Genomic DNA, 15,961 nt, shown 5'->3' with positions numbered 1-15,961 from the left:
GTCGTTATCGCGCGACCAGCACTGACGTTTTGGCATGGCGCACAATCGCCGAGGAGTTGGACCCTAGCAGGTAGGTTTTGACACTCGGACGGCGAGAGCCGACCACGATCAGATCGGCGTGGATCTCCTCGGCCAACTCCAGGACCTCATCACGCGGCGTACCAAAGGTAATACTGTGATCCAGCTGCTCCGCCGGGAGGTCTATTTGGCTCAGTAGCTCGTGCAACTTCTCATCCGCCTTAACCACCGCCTCGTTTTCGAACTCTTTCAAACCAAACGCATAGGCGGAAATATAAGCGGAGACATCCGGTAGAACATGAAACAGATGCAGTTTCGCACCGGATAATTTAGCCAGAAAAGTGGCCTGAGACAGGGCATTCTTGGTCAGCTCTTCTTCATCGATATCGACAGGCACCAAAATGGTCTTATACATAACAGCCCCCTTTGACTGTGTACTTTGACACCTTCAGCGTAGCTCCGTTTTTCGCTCAGATAAATGACGATGTGCAACTTTTGTGAGATAAGAGAGAATTAGTGACCTGATGAAAATATATCTAATATACAGATAGTTATGTTGTTATAGTTTGCTTACCGTGCAAAACCCTTTAAGCTTCCAGCGTTTTCGAGCACTTACGTTTACGAGCACTGCGCCATGTCTGCCCATCAAGATTTATTTTTCCGCCTTTCACGCTCCACTTTTCGCCAGCGCTTCCATCTCGGCCCCAAAGAGCGTGATTATTGTTATAGCAAGGGCAAAACCGTGGTCGCCTCACATGCCGCCGACTTCATCGCGCAACGGCTGGCACCCGCACAGCCTAACAATGACGGAAAACAGACGCCCATGCGTGGACATCCGGTCTTTGTCGCCCAGCATGCCACGGCTACCTGCTGTCGGGGATGTTTGTCCAAATGGCACGGTATTGCCAAACAACGACCGCTGACGCCTGAAGAGCAACGCGACATCGTTGAAGTGATTTTGCAGTGGATTGAGCAAGATTTAGCGGCGATATCGTAGAAAGACACAGGTGGGGGAATCAATGGCGGGTCGAAAGAAACGCGCTAGCTGGTTGATAAGCGCTGCCGTGTCTCCAGGACCGACAGCGTCAAACACCCTCTATCGGTCCGCTTCGCGCAAGGGAGAACGGACCGGATGGCCATTACATACTGACGATATTGACCTGTGCATCTCCTGCCGAAGAGAAGGTCACAAACGTGCAGGACTCACCGGAACTGAAAAACAGCTCAATCACGCCGTAATCAATAAACATATTCATCCATGTAATATCTTTGCTTAGCGTAAAGGTATGCGGTTTTTCAAATTCGATAATGCCTACCGCTTTCCCCGATCGACGAAGGATGTTGCACTCGCGAGTCGCGGGGGTATAAGTCACGACAAAATTCCAATCTGTACCGCCCACTTCGATTTTGATCTCGCTGGCGGTGCTGCTCTGAAAGTCAAAACCGATATAGCCCCGGCCATCAATGACTAATGGCAGCGCGGTATCTCCGCTATCGAGCGTTTCAGTGATTTCTGAAACGATCTCATCCGAGAAGGAGAATACGGGTTTGTTTTCAATGTAGTATTCACTATTCACATAGCGCAGTTTGAGTTTGCGCATCAGCGTCGCAATGCCGATGTTGCTGGCTTTGTCGATGATGGGCTGGGCATCTTTATCCTGCCAGTAGCCCCAGTTCGAAGCCCATCCCAGGCAATACAATCGGTCATGACTTTTGGTTTCATCATACCCAGCGCGCGCGCCGTAAAAATCAGGGCCATTGTCGATAGCGACCGGCGCTGGCGTTTCGATATTGCCGAACACCATTGTGTCGTAGTCCAGCGTCCCGACGTGCATAAACGTCCCTGTCGTCCCTAACGTGCCCCCGTTAGCGCCGAACACCAGCACGGATTTGTTGTATCCCAGATCGCCGCAGCGAATATCCAGCAACGTAGGACACTCAATCAATCCCATGTCTTTGATGACGATACTGTCGACATAGGTAAACGGCGCTTTACCGGTACGGGAACGGTAAATGCCGACCTTGTAGCCTTCAGCGAGATAGATATATACCCAACCATTTTGGATAAACGCAAAAGGATCGCGGTAATTGTCCAGGCGGAGATTATTAGGTTGGACGGGATTGGACTCGCAGGGTGAGAAAGTGTAGCCCTTGTCGTTGGAGTACCACAGGTTAGTGGTCTGCAACCCATCAATATAGCTGGTGACATAGGCTAGCCAGGCCCCCTCGCCATAACCCGCAAGATTATCCAGATCGATGACCACCGAACCGGTAGCGATATCGCCCTGCGGCGTTTTATATTTCGGGATGGCGACCCCGTGATCTTCGAATTTCACCCAGTCTGACGTGGTGAAATGTCGCCATTCCGTGCCATTTCCGCCCCAGGCATAGTCTCCGTTCCAAAGGTAGTAACCGTGCCAGAGAGAGGTATCCACGTCGTAAATAAACGTTTGGATATCGTTCATGAATCCCGGTTCTTCACTGGAAAGGTGAAAACCGTTGCTGAAAACACGTTGCTCAATGACTTCGGACATGGTGGAACCCCTCTCGTTTACTCATAACCCACCTCCGGCATACACGGACGAAGACCTTTTCTAATGTTGCCAGCACAGTCAACTTGGCTAATTCGCTGCGTGGGATGCGGTTGTTTACTGACAGCAAGGCGCGGAGTAAAGCAACCCTGCCCCCTGTCGTCACAGATGTACGCGGCCAAATACCCTGTAACGGATTGGCGGCGTTGATTTTTAGTGCATAGATAAAAGTTGTCATATTGGCTCCATATTGGTTATAGACAAGTAAAACTTACAACATTTTTGCCTTATTACAAGTTTAAATTTAAATGAAAATTTAAATATTTACTTGTAGCATAGGTGAAATGAACGAAAAAAAGCGTCTCACAACAGCATCACGCATCGCGCAACTCCTCACAGAGAAGGGCTGGAACCAGTCTATTCTGGCCCGCAAACTGACGATTTCACCTCAGGCTGTACAAGGCTGGGTATCGGGTAAAACGGCGCCGCGTGGTTCCCATCTGCAAAAGCTGTCACAGGTCAGCGGCTATCCTGAGCATTGGTTTTTTATGTCCCGGGAAGACGACAAAAGCACCGTAATTTGTCCGAATACGTCTCCGGCAGCCCCGCTGAAACGTCCGGAGTGCCAACGTTATCGCGTCGATATGCTCGCTATTCAGGTCAGCGCCGGGAACGGCGTCGTGTCGTCATCAGAGTTTATTGAAACCGTCAAAGCCATTGAGTACACCCATGAGCAGGCACGGATGCTGTTTGGCAACAAGCCCGCCAGCGCCATCAAAATGGTGACGGTCAAAGGCGATAGCATGGCGTCTACCATCGAGCCGGGGGATATGATCTTTGTCGATGTGTCCGTCAACACCTTCGACGGAGATGGGATCTATGTGTTTGTCTTCGGCAACATGCTGTATGTCAAACGGCTGCAAATGCTGAAACATCGGCTGCTGGTCCTGTCCGACAACCCCAAATATCAGTCCTGGCACATCGAGGATGGGGAGCAAGATGAATTTCACGTCATTGCGAAAGTGCTGCTCAGTCAGTCCGTCAATTTCAAACGTTTTGGTTAAGCCGCATTCCAGAATCGCAGGCGGCCTGTCGAAAGAGATGCCCCAACCGTACGTCGCCACGACATGGCATAAAACCTTCGGCACTTTCGTCCTGCCCATCTCCGTCCGCCTGCCCCACTCATAACACGCCAAAACGGCAGTGCATTCCGGCGCTACGTTGTTTAATACCAATCTGACGGAGTGGCGCCGTATAAGGTTACGCGGTTAATGAAGCGGATGGGCTAATCCATGCTCAATAGCACGGCGCAATGACATGATAAGAAAGGGGAACAAAACTTGGGGGATGCATAGCGTAGGATAACGCAAAAAGAAAAGGGGCTGCTATTTAGCAACCCCTTGAAATGGATGGCGGAGGAGTAGAGATTCGAACTCTAGAACGGTTTCCCGTCGCCGGTTTTCAAGACCGGTGCCTTCAACCACTCGGCCACTCCTCCGCAACGAGGCGAACTATAAACAGACCGCCTGATATTGTAAAGCGACAACCGGTTCGATTGCCTTAAAAATAGGCTGATAGCGATTAAATGGGTGCAAAAACATCATTTCGCTCACTCTTTCTTCTGTATTCGCCCGTGAATGCAAGTAAAGAAGGGTAAAATGCCTTTAATCACACAGCGTGACTACCTACTCTAGGCATGAAATAAAGACCCCTTAAAGAGAGAGTCGCCATTATGGATCGCATTGTTACCTCAACATCACGTGAACAGTCGCTGCTTAGCACTCACAAAGTGCTGCGCAATACCTATTTCCTTTTGTCGCTGACGCTGGGATTTTCCGCCGTCACCGCAACGCTCAGCACCGTCTTCAACCTCCCTGCTCCCGGTCTTCTGCTAATGCTGGCGGGATTCTATGGTCTGATGTTCCTGACCTATAAACTGGCAAACAGCCCGGCGGGGATTCTGGCTGTTTTCGCACTGACGGGTTTTATGGGATATACCCTGGGCCCGATGCTGAGTACGCTCATCGCGTCCGGCGCAGGCGACATCATCATGCTGGCCCTGGGCGGCACCGCGCTGGTGTTCTTCTGCTGCTCCGCATACGTACTGACCACGCGTAAGGACATGTCGTTCCTGTCCGGAATGATGATCACTGGTTTCGTCGTGCTGCTGGTCGCCACTATCGCCAACCTGTTCCTGCACATTCCCGCGCTGCAGATGGCGATCAGCGTGATGTTTATTCTGTTCTCCGCCGGCGCTATTTTGTGGGAAACCAGCAACATCATTCACGGTGGTGAAACCAACTACATCCGCGCCACGGTCAGCCTGTACGTTTCCATCTACAACGTATTCGTCAGCCTGTTGAGCTTGCTAGGTATGAGCCGCAGCAATTAACGCTGAGTGTTTACCCATCTCGTTAAAGCCCCACTCCAGTGGGGCTTTTTGTTTCTGCCCCCCCTTCCCTGAACCAAAAATTTGGTAGACTAGACGCGTTTTAACGTCATTCCGAGGTGTTATGTTTACGTTTGAAGGCCGCGTCATCGAGACAGACGCGCAGGGTTATTTGAAAAACAGTCAGGACTGGCAGGAAGAGATGGCGCCGCTGCTGGCGGAACAAGAGGCAATCATACTCACGGAAGCGCATTGGGAAGTGCTGCGCTTTGTGCGGGCGTTTTATCTGGAATTCAACACCTCACCCGCGATCCGCATGCTGGTCAAAGCCATGGCGCAGAAATACGGCGAGGAAAAAGGAAATAGCCGCTACCTTTATCGCTTATTCCCTAAAGGCCCCGCCAAACAGGCCACTAAAATCGCAGGATTGCCGAAACCGGTGAAGTGCATCTGAATTCAATAGCGAATGTCGAACGCGCGGTAATCGGTATTGCCGTGCGGCTCGGTCAGCACCCGATCGACGCGAGCGTATTTCGGTCCGCCTTGCCTTACCCATTCGAGTATCTTTTCCACCGCTTCTGATTCGCCGCAGGCCACCAGCTCGACGCTGCCGTCGTCACAGTTTCTGACGTAGCCGGTCAGCCCTAACATTTGGGCCTGCGCCTGCGTATGAAAACGAAATCCGACCCCTTGTACTACGCCGTAAACGTAGACTTTCACCGCCTTCTGAGACATTCACATTCCTCAATTTCATATTCACGCTTCGCCATATGCTCAAACATTATCGGAAGTAGGCATGCCGCAAAGAGACAAAACGCCTGCCCACCGCGCTTGAAATCGCCGTTGGCATACCCATTTATAGTAAGTCAAATTCGTCGCTCGGGAGGTTATATGATTATCTGTAAATTTGGCATCGGACAGCAGATTCGTCATAAGCTGCTGGGATTTACCGGCGTCGTGGTCGACATCGATCCTGAGTATTCGCTGGAAAAACCCGCCTGGGAAGAGCTTGCCGCCGCCGAGGCGCAGCGTACGGCGCCGTGGTACCACGTAGTGATGGAAGATGAAGAAGGCCAGCCGGTTCATACCTATCTGGCGGAAGAGCAGTTGCAGCAGGATGAGCATGTCGGCACGGAATCGGACTCGCCGTTGGATGAGCTAGCGGCCCGCATCAAAAGTCGAGCCCCTCAACTCCTGCACTAATCTTCTCACTCACTGCCAGCCTTATCACTTAGCCGCGAAGTCATAAGGCCCGGCAGACTATTTCTCCAGTCCCAATCGTGGGATTTCGATTTTCGGGCAGCGGTCCATGATGACTTTTAATCCAGCGTCGCTCGCCAGCACCGCGGCCTCTTCGTTAATCACGCCTAACTGCAGCCACAGTACCTTGGCGCCAATGGCAATGGCGTCTTGCGCCACCCCGAACGCCGCCTCCGGCTGGCGAAAGACATCCACCATATCCACCGGCCGGGGAATATCCTGCAGCGAGGCATAGGCCGTTCGTCCCAACAGCTTCTGCCCGGCGAGTTTGGGGCTCACCGGAATGACGTCGTATCCCTGCCCCAGCAAATAGGCCATGACGCCATAGCTAGGCCGCGTACTTTTCTCGCTGGCACCCACGAGTGCGATGGTCTTGACGGAGCTGAGCACCGATTGAATCTCAACATCGTTTAACATCATGCTACCCCTCATTAATCAAAGACGATGGTTTCAGTGTATCTCATGCCGCGCGTTGGCTGAGCGTCTCATGAAATATCATTTTCCGCCGGGTCAACAAAGCGCTATTCTTCGCCGTCTTTTTAAACGAAACACAAACTGCCCGAGGTTTCGCGGCTGAAATTTTGACACAGGCTGCGCCTTATTAAACAATGTTGCCGTTGCCGTATATTCTGGGGAAATGATGAAATTCAAGTTTGCCTTTATCTGCCTGTCACTGGCCATGAGCGCAACGCCTGCGATGGCCACGACGTTGAAACTCGGCCCCGATGTCGAGCTGATTGTCGTAGATGGCAGAAAGGTTCCCGCCTCACTGTTAAAAGGCGCGGGCAGTTTGGAATTGAACGGAGGCGACCACCAACTCCTGTTCCGGGTGAGCAAAACGATCGATGTGCGTAAAGGCGTGAAAGACGTTTTCCACAGCAACGGCTGATCGCCACATTTAATACCCACAATCAAGGTGCGATAACGATCCACCTGCCGGATCTGTCCACGCCAAAGTTACGTAAACAGTTCAAACAAAAAGCGCATTATCAGCTGGTGGGCGATAAGAATCAGCCCATTCCCGCGACGACCGACCGGATAACGCTGACCGATGCCGATCTGAACGGCGATATCGAGAAAAAAATGGTCGACTACAATAGCGCAGCCCACCCGGCTTCGGTCCCGTCGCTGACCACCCTGCCGCCCTCGCAGCCGGTGACACAGCCTGCCAATGAGGGCAATGCCGAGCCGCTGACGCCCGCTGCGGATAAGACCGACCCGTTTATTCTGATGCAGTATTGGTTCCAAAAGGCCGACCAGAAAACCCGACAGCGTTTTCTTCAATGGGCCGCGAGCAAAAACGGCCAATAATCGCCCTTCGCGCCAGGACGTTGAAAACGATCCCAACGCTCCACGCAGGCATTCACCTTTTTCTGTTTTCCATTAAACATTCATTTTGTCACCTGACAAACGCACAGTGCTAAGGACGTCATCATGGAGCTCAAGCTCACCACCCGTAGAATCGAAGCGCATAAGCACATTGCGCTGGTCGCGCACGATCACTGCAAAGAGTCGCTGCTGGAATGGATCGCCGCCAACAAGCCCAAGCTCGCAGGACACCACCTTTATGCGACGGGAACGACCGGTAACCTGATTGAACTCCACACCGGATTGCCGGTTAAAAGCATGATGAGTGGCCCAATGGGCGGCGATCAGCAGGTTGGAGCGCTAATCGCGGAGAGTAAGATCGACATGATGATATTCTTCTGGGATCCGCTGAATGCCGTACCGCACGACCCGGATGTGAAGGCGCTGCTGCGTTTGGCCACCGTCTGGAATATCCCAGTCGCCACCAACCGCTCGACGGCCGATTTCCTGGTGAACTCCGATATGTTCACTCAGCCCGTCGACATCGCCATCCCCGACTATCAGCGCTACTTGCAGGCCCGCCTGAGATAAATATCACGCGGGCCGTGGCTGGCCCGCGTTCATCCCCAAAACCCCCTCATCGACTCACCTGCCGTCACATCAGGCTCGATGATGGCGAGTGTTTCGAATGCGCTAACTCGCCTTGCGCTGCTTGGGCACACCTAACCGATGCAGCTGTTCGACGAAGATCGAGGGTTCATCTTTGCTGAACAGCAACCAGACCTGATGTTTCGCGCGGGTCAGCGCCACGTAAAGCAGACGCCGCTCTTCGGCATCGGGGAAATCTTCCGGCGTCGGCAACAGTACGTCTTCCAGCATCGACTCTCGTCCCGGCGCGGGAAAACCGTCTTTGCCCGCCTGCAACCCGACGATGATCACAAAGTCAGCCTGCTGCCCTTTGCTGGCGTGGATGGTCATGAAGTCGATATTCAGTTTAGGCCAACGGGTCGCCGCCTTTTGTAGCGCCTCGGGCCGCAGATGGTGATAACGCGCGAGCACCAGAATGCGCTCTTCGGGTTTCACATATCCGCTCATTTTATCCAGTAGGCCTTCCAACTGCTCGTCCGGCAGCAACACCACCGACTTTTTGTTCCCGTCGCGCAGACTGTTGAGCGCTTTTTTCAGCTGGCTTGGATTCTGCTGAATGAATTGGCTAGCGATCTCGCCAATACGTCGGTTGAAGCGGTAAGTCGTGTCCAGCACGCACTGCGCCCCGACGCCAAAATGGTGCTCAAACGCCGTCGTCAGCGCCAGTTCCGCGCCGCTGAAACGATAGATGGCCTGCCAGTCATCTCCGACCGCGAACAGACTGGTTTCGCGATTTTGCCGCCGCAGCGCAGACAACAGCCGCGCTCGCTGGGGCGAGATATCCTGAAATTCATCGACCAAAATATGCTTCCACGGACTGATGAAGCGCCCTTTATCCAGCAAATTAACGGCCTGATGGATTAAGCCCGAGAAGTCGACCGCGCCTTCCTCTTTCAACGCTTTTTTCCAGGCCTTCAACAGAGGGGCCATCAGCCTGATGCGCTGTTGAAATACCGCACGCCGATCATCATCCGCCAGCTCCACCATTTCGCTCTGCGTACCGCCGTGCGAACGCATCAACCCCAGCCAGCGTTCAAGACGACCTGACAGTCGGGAGGACAGCGATTTATCCCGCCAGAAGTCGCCTTCGGGCACATCCCACTCAAGTTCATCAGTCAGCCACTGCCGCCACCCTTTGGCCTGCGCTTTCTTATCGTTGCACTGCTTCTGCCACTCTTTGATCAGGAAGTGACGGCGATGCTCGGTGTCGGTTTCCAGTTTACTGATGGTGGGCACACTGCGACTGCAGCTCTGAATGATATGCAGCGCCAGCGCATGGAAGGTTTTAGCCTTGATGTCGCGGGTATTGAGGCGGCTCTCAATACGCTCGTTCATCTCTTCCGCCGCCTGTCGACCAAAGGCCAGCAGCAAAATCTGGTCCGGCGTCGCATCGCCGCGATAGAGCAGCCACGCGGCCCGCGCCACCAGCACCGACGTTTTACCGCTGCCCGCGCCAGCCAGTACCAGTACGGCATCCTCGCCATTGACCACGGCCTGACATTGGGAAGGGTTCAGAGGAGAACTTTCTACGTTGGCGAAAAAGTGCTGCTGCGCGTCGAGCGTCTGTGCCGTCCAGTGCTGGTTCGCTTTTTCACGTTGCGGCTCTCCCGCCTCCAGCCACTGCAGGCAGCGTAAATAGTGATCCCGACAGTTGTCGAATTCGCTCAGTCTCTCCAACGGCAACGGCAGAGCGGAAAACGCCTCGCGAATGTCCTGCTGCAACTGCGCCAGCTCTTTACGCCCAAACCAGCGGTCACGCGTTTCCAGACGGTGAATCGCGTCGATTTGGCGCGTCAGCACTTCGGCGCTGACCTGGCTCATTTCGTCGCTCCACCCCTGCCAGGCTTTCATGACATAGTGAAAGAACTGCTGAGTCTCCTGCCATTCAGTGCCGTGAAGACGCACCACCTTGTGATCCGGCAGTTCGAATTCCAGTTCGCCCCAAATCAGCCCTTTTTTGCAGCGGATCGCCAGCAGTTGATTGAACGGGATCAGGTATTCGTGTTTGTCGCCGCTGACGTTGACGCCGGCATTGAGCAATCTGACCCGGTTATAAGGGTGCTGCGCCAGATGCTTGCCCATCGAGGTTGATTTAAGTTCCATAATCTCCGCGCCATACCTTGTGAGATCTTGTCGTTTAATCGCTAGTTTAACTGCTATGCCGTCGCACGCTCTAGCCATAAAAACGGGTTAGGATATCGTTGCCAATAATGTGATAATTCTTTCTTCATCATAGAGTTTGATTCAAAACACCAGTCCTGGAGAAACTATGCGCACCGTGCTCAACATTCTGAATTTTGTCCTGGGCGGATTTTTCACCACGTTAGCCTGGCTCCTGGCAACCTGCGTCAGCATCCTATTGATATTTACGCTTCCCCTGACCCGCTCCTGCTGGGAAATCACCAAGCTATCGCTGCTGCCCTACGGTAATGAAGCCGTACACGTCGACGAGTTGCGCCCTGCCGAAAAAAACCCTTTACTGAATGTAGGCGGCACGCTGTTGAATGTCTTTTGGGTGATTTTTTTCGGCTGGTGGCTGTGTCTTTCACACATCACCTGCGGGATTGCGCAGTGTCTAACCGTTATCGGCATTCCGGTCGGCATCGCCAACTTCAAAATTGCAGCCATTGCACTCTGGCCGGTTGGTCGCCGCGTGGTCTCCGTGGAAGAAGCTCGAGCCGCGCGGGAAGCCAATGCCCGACGCCGTTTTCAGTAATCAGGCGGACTTATCGTGATCGTGACTCTAACAGCCTCCCTGCGCCGGTATATCTATAACAGTAACTGGCTCTACAACATTCGTATTTTTTTGGCGCTGGCGGGCGCTGCCGTCGTTCCCTGGTGGCTGGATATTCCGACCACCACGATTCCTCTTACGCTCGGCGTAGTTGCCGCCGCGCTGGCGGATCTGGACGATCGACTGACGGGACGCTTGATGAATTTACTCATCACGCTGGGCTGTTTTTTGATCGCCTCAGTCTCCATCGAACTGCTGTTCCCCTACCCGTGGCTGTTTGGTATTGGACTCGCGCTGTCCACCTGCGGATTTATTCTGCTGGGCGCGCTGGGACAGCGCTATGCCACAATTGCCTTCGGCGCGCTGCTGATCGCCATTTACACCATGCTCGGGATTTCGCTCTACGACAACTGGTATCAGCAGCCCGCTTTACTGCTGGTCGGCGCGTTATGGTACAACCTGCTCACGCTGTTCGGGCACATTCTCTTCCCCATCCGTCCCCTGCAGGATAGTCTGGCGCGCTGCTATCATCAGCTTGCACACTACCTCGATGCCAAATCCAACCTGTTTGATCCCGATACCGAAGACGACAACCAGCCGCTGATTGATGTGGCGATGGCCAACGGGCAACTGGTCGACACGCTCAACCAGGCCAAGTCTTCGCTGCTGACCCGCCTGCGGGGCGATCGCGGTCAGCGCAGTACGCGCAGAACGCTGCACTACTATTTCGTCGCGCAGGATATTCACGAGCGCGCCAGCTCTTCCCATGTTCAGTATGCGCAACTGCGCGAAACGCTGCGCTACAGCGATGCGCTGTTTCGTTTTCAGCGTCTGCTGTCGATGCAATCTCGCGCCTGTGAACAGCTGGCCCAGTCCATCTTGCTGCATCAGAAGTACCAGCACGATCCGCGCATCGAAAAAGCCTTTGCGCATCTGGAGCTGACCCTCGAAAAACTGGCGACGCAGGGAACGGCGGCCCCGCAGTTGAAAGCCATGCGCCACCTGATTAACAATCTGCGCGCCATCGACGCCCAGCTTGCCACCATCGAATCCGAGCAGTCCGTCGAACAAGATGGGCAGAAGGAAAACCGGCTGCTGGCGGATGATAAAATCACCGGCTGGAGCGATATCTGCCTGCGTATCAGCCGCCACCTCACGCCGAAATCGGCGCTATTCCGTCATGCCGTGCGGATGTCCGTACTGCTGTGCGGCGGTTATGCATTTATTCAGGTCACTCATCTGCAACACGGCTATTGGATTCTGCTTACCAGCCTGTTTGTCTGCCAGCCGAACTATAACGCGACGCGCCATCGCCTCACGCTGCGCGTCATCGGCACATTGGCCGGGGTGTTGTTCGGGCTGCCCATCCTCTATTTCGTGCCGTCGATAGAAGGACAAATGACGCTGATCGTGATCAGCGGCGTGCTGTTTTTCGCCTTCCGCACCGTGCAGTACGCCCATGCGACCCTGTTTATTACCCTGCTGGTGCTGCTGTGCTTCAACCTGTTGGGTGAAGGATACGAAGTCACTGTGCCGAGGGTACTCGATACGCTGATCGGCTGTGGCATCGCCTGGGCGGCAGTCAGCTTTATCTGGCCCGACTGGCGTTTTCGCGCTCTTCCGGCGGTCGTCAATAAAACGCTGTATGCCAACTGCCGCTATCTGGATGCGATTATGGAGCAGTACCATCAGGGGAAAAATAACAGCCTGGCGTACCGTATCGCCCGCCGCGATGCTCACAACAGCGATGCCGAGCTGGCGTCGGTGGTTTCTAATATGTCCGTTGAGCCGCATGCGACCAAAGAAAAACGCGAGCATGCTTTTCGCTTGATGTGTCTGAACCACACGTTGCTGAGCTATATCTCCACGCTGGGCGCTCATCGCGAAAAACTGACGTCGTCAGAAACGCTACAGCTGCTGGATGACGCCGTGTGCTACATGGACGACGCTTTGCATCACGACGGCAACGATCGAAGCCAACTCAGTCAGCGCCTGGCGTCGCTGGAGGAACGTATCCACGCTGCCAATCCGGAGTCTGAGAGTAAGGATCAGCTGGTGTTGCAGCAGATTGGTCTCATGATTGAGCTGCTGCCGGAGCTAGAAGCGTTGAAAGACCAGATGGCGGAACTACCGGCCAGCCCAACGCAGGCGTAACTCCTTAAACTTAGAGATCTTGTCTGCATCGCCGTTCAGCCAGAACCCCGTGCGCGCCGCACAACCCCTGCGCGCACGGAAATTCACACTTCGCTAGAATGACCACCCCATCAGTGTTTAGGCCGTTTCCCCTGACTCGCAAGGTGGTGTTTAAACCACTCAATCAGTTCTTGGCGCACATGTTCCGGCAACGCGGCCTGATGAACGCCACGAATGGCGCCCGCCAGCGCCAGCAATACGCTGAGATTGAGATCGTGCCTGACGACGCTCAAACGAAGAAAGGTCTGTATCTCCCCCAGTTCATGCAACTGTTCAATGTTGCGAATCCCGGCTTTCCACAGTTGCCGTTCTAAATAGTGATTAAGGTTGGGTAGGTCTTTCAATCGGATACTTCGCGTCTTGATGGCTTTATCATGCCGGGCCCCTTCCAGCGACAATGACGCCAGTTGCAGGAGTTCCGGTTCGTTGTTCCACAAGGTATTGTCCACCTCGTAGTAGTTCAACGGGACCGGCACGCCGCGGTTGGTGTAAACCATGCTCACCATCTCCCGGGCGCGAAAATGCACTTCATGCTGTCGCGACGCCCGCAGATAAAGTTCACCGTTAGACACCAGCGCGAAGATAATCTTGTCTGCTGCGATGCTGTAGCCGCCAAATTGAGACCGGGAACTAATGGTTCCCAAAGAGGAAAAAACGTACTTAGACTGCCGAATCCTTTTTTCGCATAACTGCTTCATAACATTGTCCTTATCATGTTCACCCTAATTGCTGAATCGCAATATACGTAACGGGAACAAGTAATTAAGCATACGAAAACGGTTGCCTCAAACACAAAATGGCGTTGCTAGACATTCCCTGTAAATTATGCGAGGCGCTTTCAAATTCCGATTGATCTTTATTTATACACGCATTACTGTATGCGCATACAGTAACCCTGCCGGTGGAATTCACTTATGCGCACACAACTCGTCAACGCTCGCCGCTTTTCTCAGTCTTCTTTACGTACGCAGGATGCGCCCGCGGTCGCCCCTCACGGCGGCGGCATCATCAGTGAAATTGTCTACAGCGACGATCAGCCTATTCTCGCGCCCCTGCTGCTGCCGCTGTTGCAGCAATTAGGAATGCAGTCTCGCTGGCTGTTGTGGCTGGCGCCGCAGCAAAAACTTAGCCGCACCTGGCTTCAACAAGCGGGCTTACCGCTCGACAAAATGATTGAACTCCATCATATCGACCCGGCAGGGACGTTAGAGGCAATGGAAAAAGCCTTGAGAACGGGGAATTACAGCGCGGTGTTGTGCTGGTTGCCAACGGAGCTGGAAAATGAAGAAAAAATGCGCCTGCGCGAAGCGGCGGAAAGCGGAAATACCTACGGATTTATCATGCGGCCAGAGCGAAAAGCCATCTACAGACCATTTTCTACGTTAAAGATTCACTCCAGATTGTATCATTAAGTAAATTAAGAGTATTCCTACGGGGGAAATCCGCTAAGTTAAAGATCCCCCGCAGGCATTGAGTTCTTTACTCCCCCCCACCCATCACCTCTCATAAATATTCTGTCCAAACTGACAATTTAATCTATTATTTGTTAGTAAGTATGTGTGAAACGCTAGGTTTTTGTCTGGGGCTTCTAACATCATACTTGTAACTTTTGCATCACGTTGTAGACTTTACCCGCAGGAGTTGCTCTTCATATAACATCAGCTGACTGGTGAGAATAATTAAGAGCAATGTCTCCTTCAAAAGATTTTAACCAAAGGTTTATTAACTCGAAGAGTTAATTACCTGTTTGGATGATAATGAGGCGTAAAATGAAAAAAACAGCTATCGCAGTTGCAGTGGCACTGGCTGGCTTGGCTTCCGTAGCTCAAGCAGCACCGAACGACAATACCTGGTACGCAGGCGCCAAACTGGGCTGGTCTCAGTTCCATGACACTGGCCTGTACGGCAACGGTTACCAAACCACTAACTCCCCGCACGAAAACCAGCTGGGCGCAGGCGCCTTTGGTGGTTACCAGGCTAACCAATACCTGGGCTTCGAACTGGGTTACGACTGGCTGGGCCGCATGAAGTACACCGGTGAAAACCGTGGTAACTTCAAAGCACAAGGCGTTCAGCTGGCTGCCAAACTGAGCTACCCGATCGTTGACGATCTGGACGTTTACACTCGTCTGGGTGGTTTCTTCTGGCGTGCTGACAGCCACGACGACGTGACTGGTCGCGGCGGCAACGACACCGGTATTTCTCCGATGGCTGCAGTAGGTCTGGAATACGCAGTAACCAAAAACTGGGCTACTCGTTTGGACTACCAGTGGGTTAACAACATCGGCGACGCAGGCACCGTTGGTGGTCGTCCTGATAACGGCATGCTGAGCGTTGGCGTTTCTTACCGTTTCGGTCAGGAAACTCCGGCTCCGGTCGTAGCACCGACTCCGGCTCCGGCTCCGGTTGTTCAGACCAAACGCTTCACTCTGAAATCTGACGTTCTGTTCACTTTCAACAAAGCAGAACTGCGTCCTGAAGGCCAGAGCTCTCTGGACCAGCTGTACACTCAGCTGAGCACCATGGATCCTAAAGACGGTTCCGTTGTTGTCCTGGGCTTCACTGACCGTCTGGGTTCAGAACAGTATAACGAAGGCCTGTCCACTCGCCGTGCTCAGAGCGTCGTTGACTACCTGGTTGCCAAAGGCATCCCGTCTGACAAAATCTCTGCCCGTGGTCTTGGTGAGTCCAACCCGGTTACCGGTTCTACCTGTGACAGCGTGAAAGGCCGTAAAGCCCTGATCGACTGCCTGGCCCCGGATCGCCGCGTAGAAATCGAAGTGAAAGGCATCAAAGACGTTGTGACTCAGCCGCAGGCTTAATCGCACTCGCTTTTCACGGAAAATAATGACGTAGTGCTTCACTGCGTCATATTCCAAG

The 15,961-nt window shown here is 53.4% G+C and carries 18 protein-coding genes and 1 tRNA gene; 12 read left to right on the top strand and 7 right to left on the bottom strand.

From position 1 onward, the window contains the following. Nucleotides 1-4 precede the first annotated feature (4 nt). Nucleotides 5-433: a universal stress protein gene (locus AU509_RS00180; RefSeq protein ID WP_085652545.1), complete on the bottom strand. Its 429-nt coding sequence runs from the start codon at nucleotides 431-433 to the stop codon at nucleotides 5-7. Nucleotides 434-652: 219 nt separating this feature from the next. On the opposite strand from AU509_RS00180, the gene AU509_RS00175 reads away from it, so the two are divergent. Then, on the top strand, nucleotides 653-1,015 hold the full coding sequence (locus AU509_RS00175; RefSeq protein WP_085652546.1) for a DUF4186 domain-containing protein: 363 nt from the start codon (nucleotides 653-655) through the stop codon (nucleotides 1,013-1,015). A gap of 142 nt (nucleotides 1,016-1,157) precedes the next feature. Here the strand turns inward: AU509_RS00175 and AU509_RS00170 are convergent, their stop codons facing one another. Next, entirely contained in the window at nucleotides 1,158-2,552 is a 1,395-nt protein-coding gene (locus AU509_RS00170) for a glycoside hydrolase family 32 protein (RefSeq protein ID WP_094117353.1), read from the bottom strand. Between the two features lie 341 nt (nucleotides 2,553-2,893). Here AU509_RS00170 and AU509_RS00165 point away from each other — a divergent pair, with 341 nt between their 5' ends. Further along, nucleotides 2,894-3,613, top strand: a complete 720-nt coding sequence (locus tag AU509_RS00165) for a S24 family peptidase (RefSeq protein WP_085652549.1) — start codon at nucleotides 2,894-2,896, stop codon at nucleotides 3,611-3,613. 346 nt (nucleotides 3,614-3,959) lie between these two features. Here the strand turns inward: AU509_RS00165 and AU509_RS00160 are convergent. Then, nucleotides 3,960-4,047 (bottom strand) — tRNA-Ser (locus tag AU509_RS00160). Nucleotides 4,048-4,281: 234 nt separating this feature from the next. Between AU509_RS00160 and yccA the strand changes: the two genes are divergently transcribed. Further along, nucleotides 4,282-4,941, top strand: a complete 660-nt coding sequence (yccA, locus tag AU509_RS00155; protein WP_085652550.1) for an FtsH protease modulator YccA — start codon at nucleotides 4,282-4,284, stop codon at nucleotides 4,939-4,941. A gap of 121 nt (nucleotides 4,942-5,062) precedes the next feature. Further along, nucleotides 5,063-5,392: a sulfurtransferase TusE gene (tusE, locus tag AU509_RS00150; protein ID WP_085652551.1), complete on the top strand. Its 330-nt coding sequence runs from the start codon at nucleotides 5,063-5,065 to the stop codon at nucleotides 5,390-5,392. 2 nt (nucleotides 5,393-5,394) lie between these two features. On the opposite strand, the gene yccX is transcribed toward tusE, so the two are convergent. Further along, entirely contained in the window at nucleotides 5,395-5,673 is a 279-nt protein-coding gene (gene yccX / locus AU509_RS00145; RefSeq protein ID WP_085652552.1) for an acylphosphatase, read from the bottom strand. Nucleotides 5,674-5,829: 156 nt separating this feature from the next. Here yccX and hspQ point away from each other — a divergent pair, with 156 nt between their 5' ends. Beyond that, nucleotides 5,830-6,141 carry a heat shock protein HspQ gene (gene hspQ, locus AU509_RS00140; protein ID WP_094117352.1) on the top strand — a complete coding sequence of 104 codons (312 nt, stop codon included), beginning with the start codon at nucleotides 5,830-5,832 and terminating at the stop codon, nucleotides 6,139-6,141. 57 nt (nucleotides 6,142-6,198) lie between these two features. Here the strand turns inward: hspQ and AU509_RS00135 are convergent, their stop codons facing one another. Then, the gene (locus AU509_RS00135; RefSeq protein WP_085652578.1) at nucleotides 6,199-6,615 is read right to left on the bottom strand and encodes a CoA-binding protein; all 417 of its coding nucleotides are present in this window, start codon (nucleotides 6,613-6,615) and stop codon (nucleotides 6,199-6,201) included. Between the two features lie 223 nt (nucleotides 6,616-6,838). Here AU509_RS00135 and AU509_RS18990 point away from each other — a divergent pair, with 223 nt between their 5' ends. From AU509_RS18990 to AU509_RS00125, 3 genes are all read left to right on the top strand, one after another. Beyond that, nucleotides 6,839-7,087 carry a DUF2057 family protein gene (locus AU509_RS18990; RefSeq protein ID WP_409359735.1) on the top strand — a complete coding sequence of 83 codons (249 nt, stop codon included), beginning with the start codon at nucleotides 6,839-6,841 and terminating at the stop codon, nucleotides 7,085-7,087. Further along, nucleotides 7,084-7,509: a YccT family protein gene (locus AU509_RS18985; RefSeq protein WP_409359738.1), complete on the top strand. Its 426-nt coding sequence runs from the start codon at nucleotides 7,084-7,086 to the stop codon at nucleotides 7,507-7,509. The genes AU509_RS18990 and AU509_RS18985 overlap by 4 nt, the downstream gene beginning before the upstream one ends. Before the next feature lie 123 nt (nucleotides 7,510-7,632). After that, nucleotides 7,633-8,097 carry a methylglyoxal synthase gene (locus AU509_RS00125; protein ID WP_085652555.1) on the top strand — a complete coding sequence of 155 codons (465 nt, stop codon included), beginning with the start codon at nucleotides 7,633-7,635 and terminating at the stop codon, nucleotides 8,095-8,097. A 102-nt stretch (nucleotides 8,098-8,199) separates the two neighbouring features. On the opposite strand, the gene helD is transcribed toward AU509_RS00125, so the two are convergent. After that, the gene (gene helD / locus AU509_RS00120; RefSeq protein WP_094117351.1) at nucleotides 8,200-10,257 is read right to left on the bottom strand and encodes a DNA helicase IV; all 2,058 of its coding nucleotides are present in this window, start codon (nucleotides 10,255-10,257) and stop codon (nucleotides 8,200-8,202) included. Nucleotides 10,258-10,423: 166 nt separating this feature from the next. Between helD and AU509_RS00115 the strand changes: the two genes are divergently transcribed. Further along, nucleotides 10,424-10,870 (top strand): YccF domain-containing protein, encoded by a 447-nt coding sequence (locus tag AU509_RS00115; RefSeq protein WP_094117350.1) that lies wholly within the window; start codon nucleotides 10,424-10,426, stop codon nucleotides 10,868-10,870. Nucleotides 10,871-10,891: 21 nt separating this feature from the next. Continuing rightward, nucleotides 10,892-13,042 carry a YccS family putative transporter gene (yccS, locus tag AU509_RS00110; protein ID WP_409359737.1) on the top strand — a complete coding sequence of 717 codons (2,151 nt, stop codon included), beginning with the start codon at nucleotides 10,892-10,894 and terminating at the stop codon, nucleotides 13,040-13,042. A gap of 110 nt (nucleotides 13,043-13,152) precedes the next feature. Here the strand turns inward: yccS and AU509_RS00105 are convergent, their stop codons facing one another. Next, nucleotides 13,153-13,779, bottom strand: a complete 627-nt coding sequence (locus AU509_RS00105; protein ID WP_094117349.1) for a TfoX/Sxy family DNA transformation protein — start codon at nucleotides 13,777-13,779, stop codon at nucleotides 13,153-13,155. 216 nt (nucleotides 13,780-13,995) lie between these two features. Here AU509_RS00105 and sulA point away from each other — a divergent pair, with 216 nt between their 5' ends. Next, nucleotides 13,996-14,493, top strand: coding sequence for an SOS-induced cell division inhibitor SulA (gene sulA, locus AU509_RS00100; protein WP_094117348.1), 498 nt, complete (start codon nucleotides 13,996-13,998; stop codon nucleotides 14,491-14,493). Between the two features lie 357 nt (nucleotides 14,494-14,850). After that, a complete protein-coding gene (gene ompA / locus AU509_RS00095) occupies nucleotides 14,851-15,903 on the top strand; it encodes a porin OmpA (protein WP_085652560.1) in 1,053 nt (350 codons plus the stop codon). Nucleotides 15,904-15,961 lie beyond the last annotated feature (58 nt).

Origin of the sequence: Lonsdalea britannica (assembly GCF_002111595.1) — a bacterium.
GTDB lineage: Bacteria > Pseudomonadota > Gammaproteobacteria > Enterobacterales > Enterobacteriaceae > Lonsdalea > Lonsdalea britannica.
The sequence above is the reverse complement of the archived record's forward strand: the minus strand, read 5'-3'. Positions and strand labels throughout refer to the sequence as shown.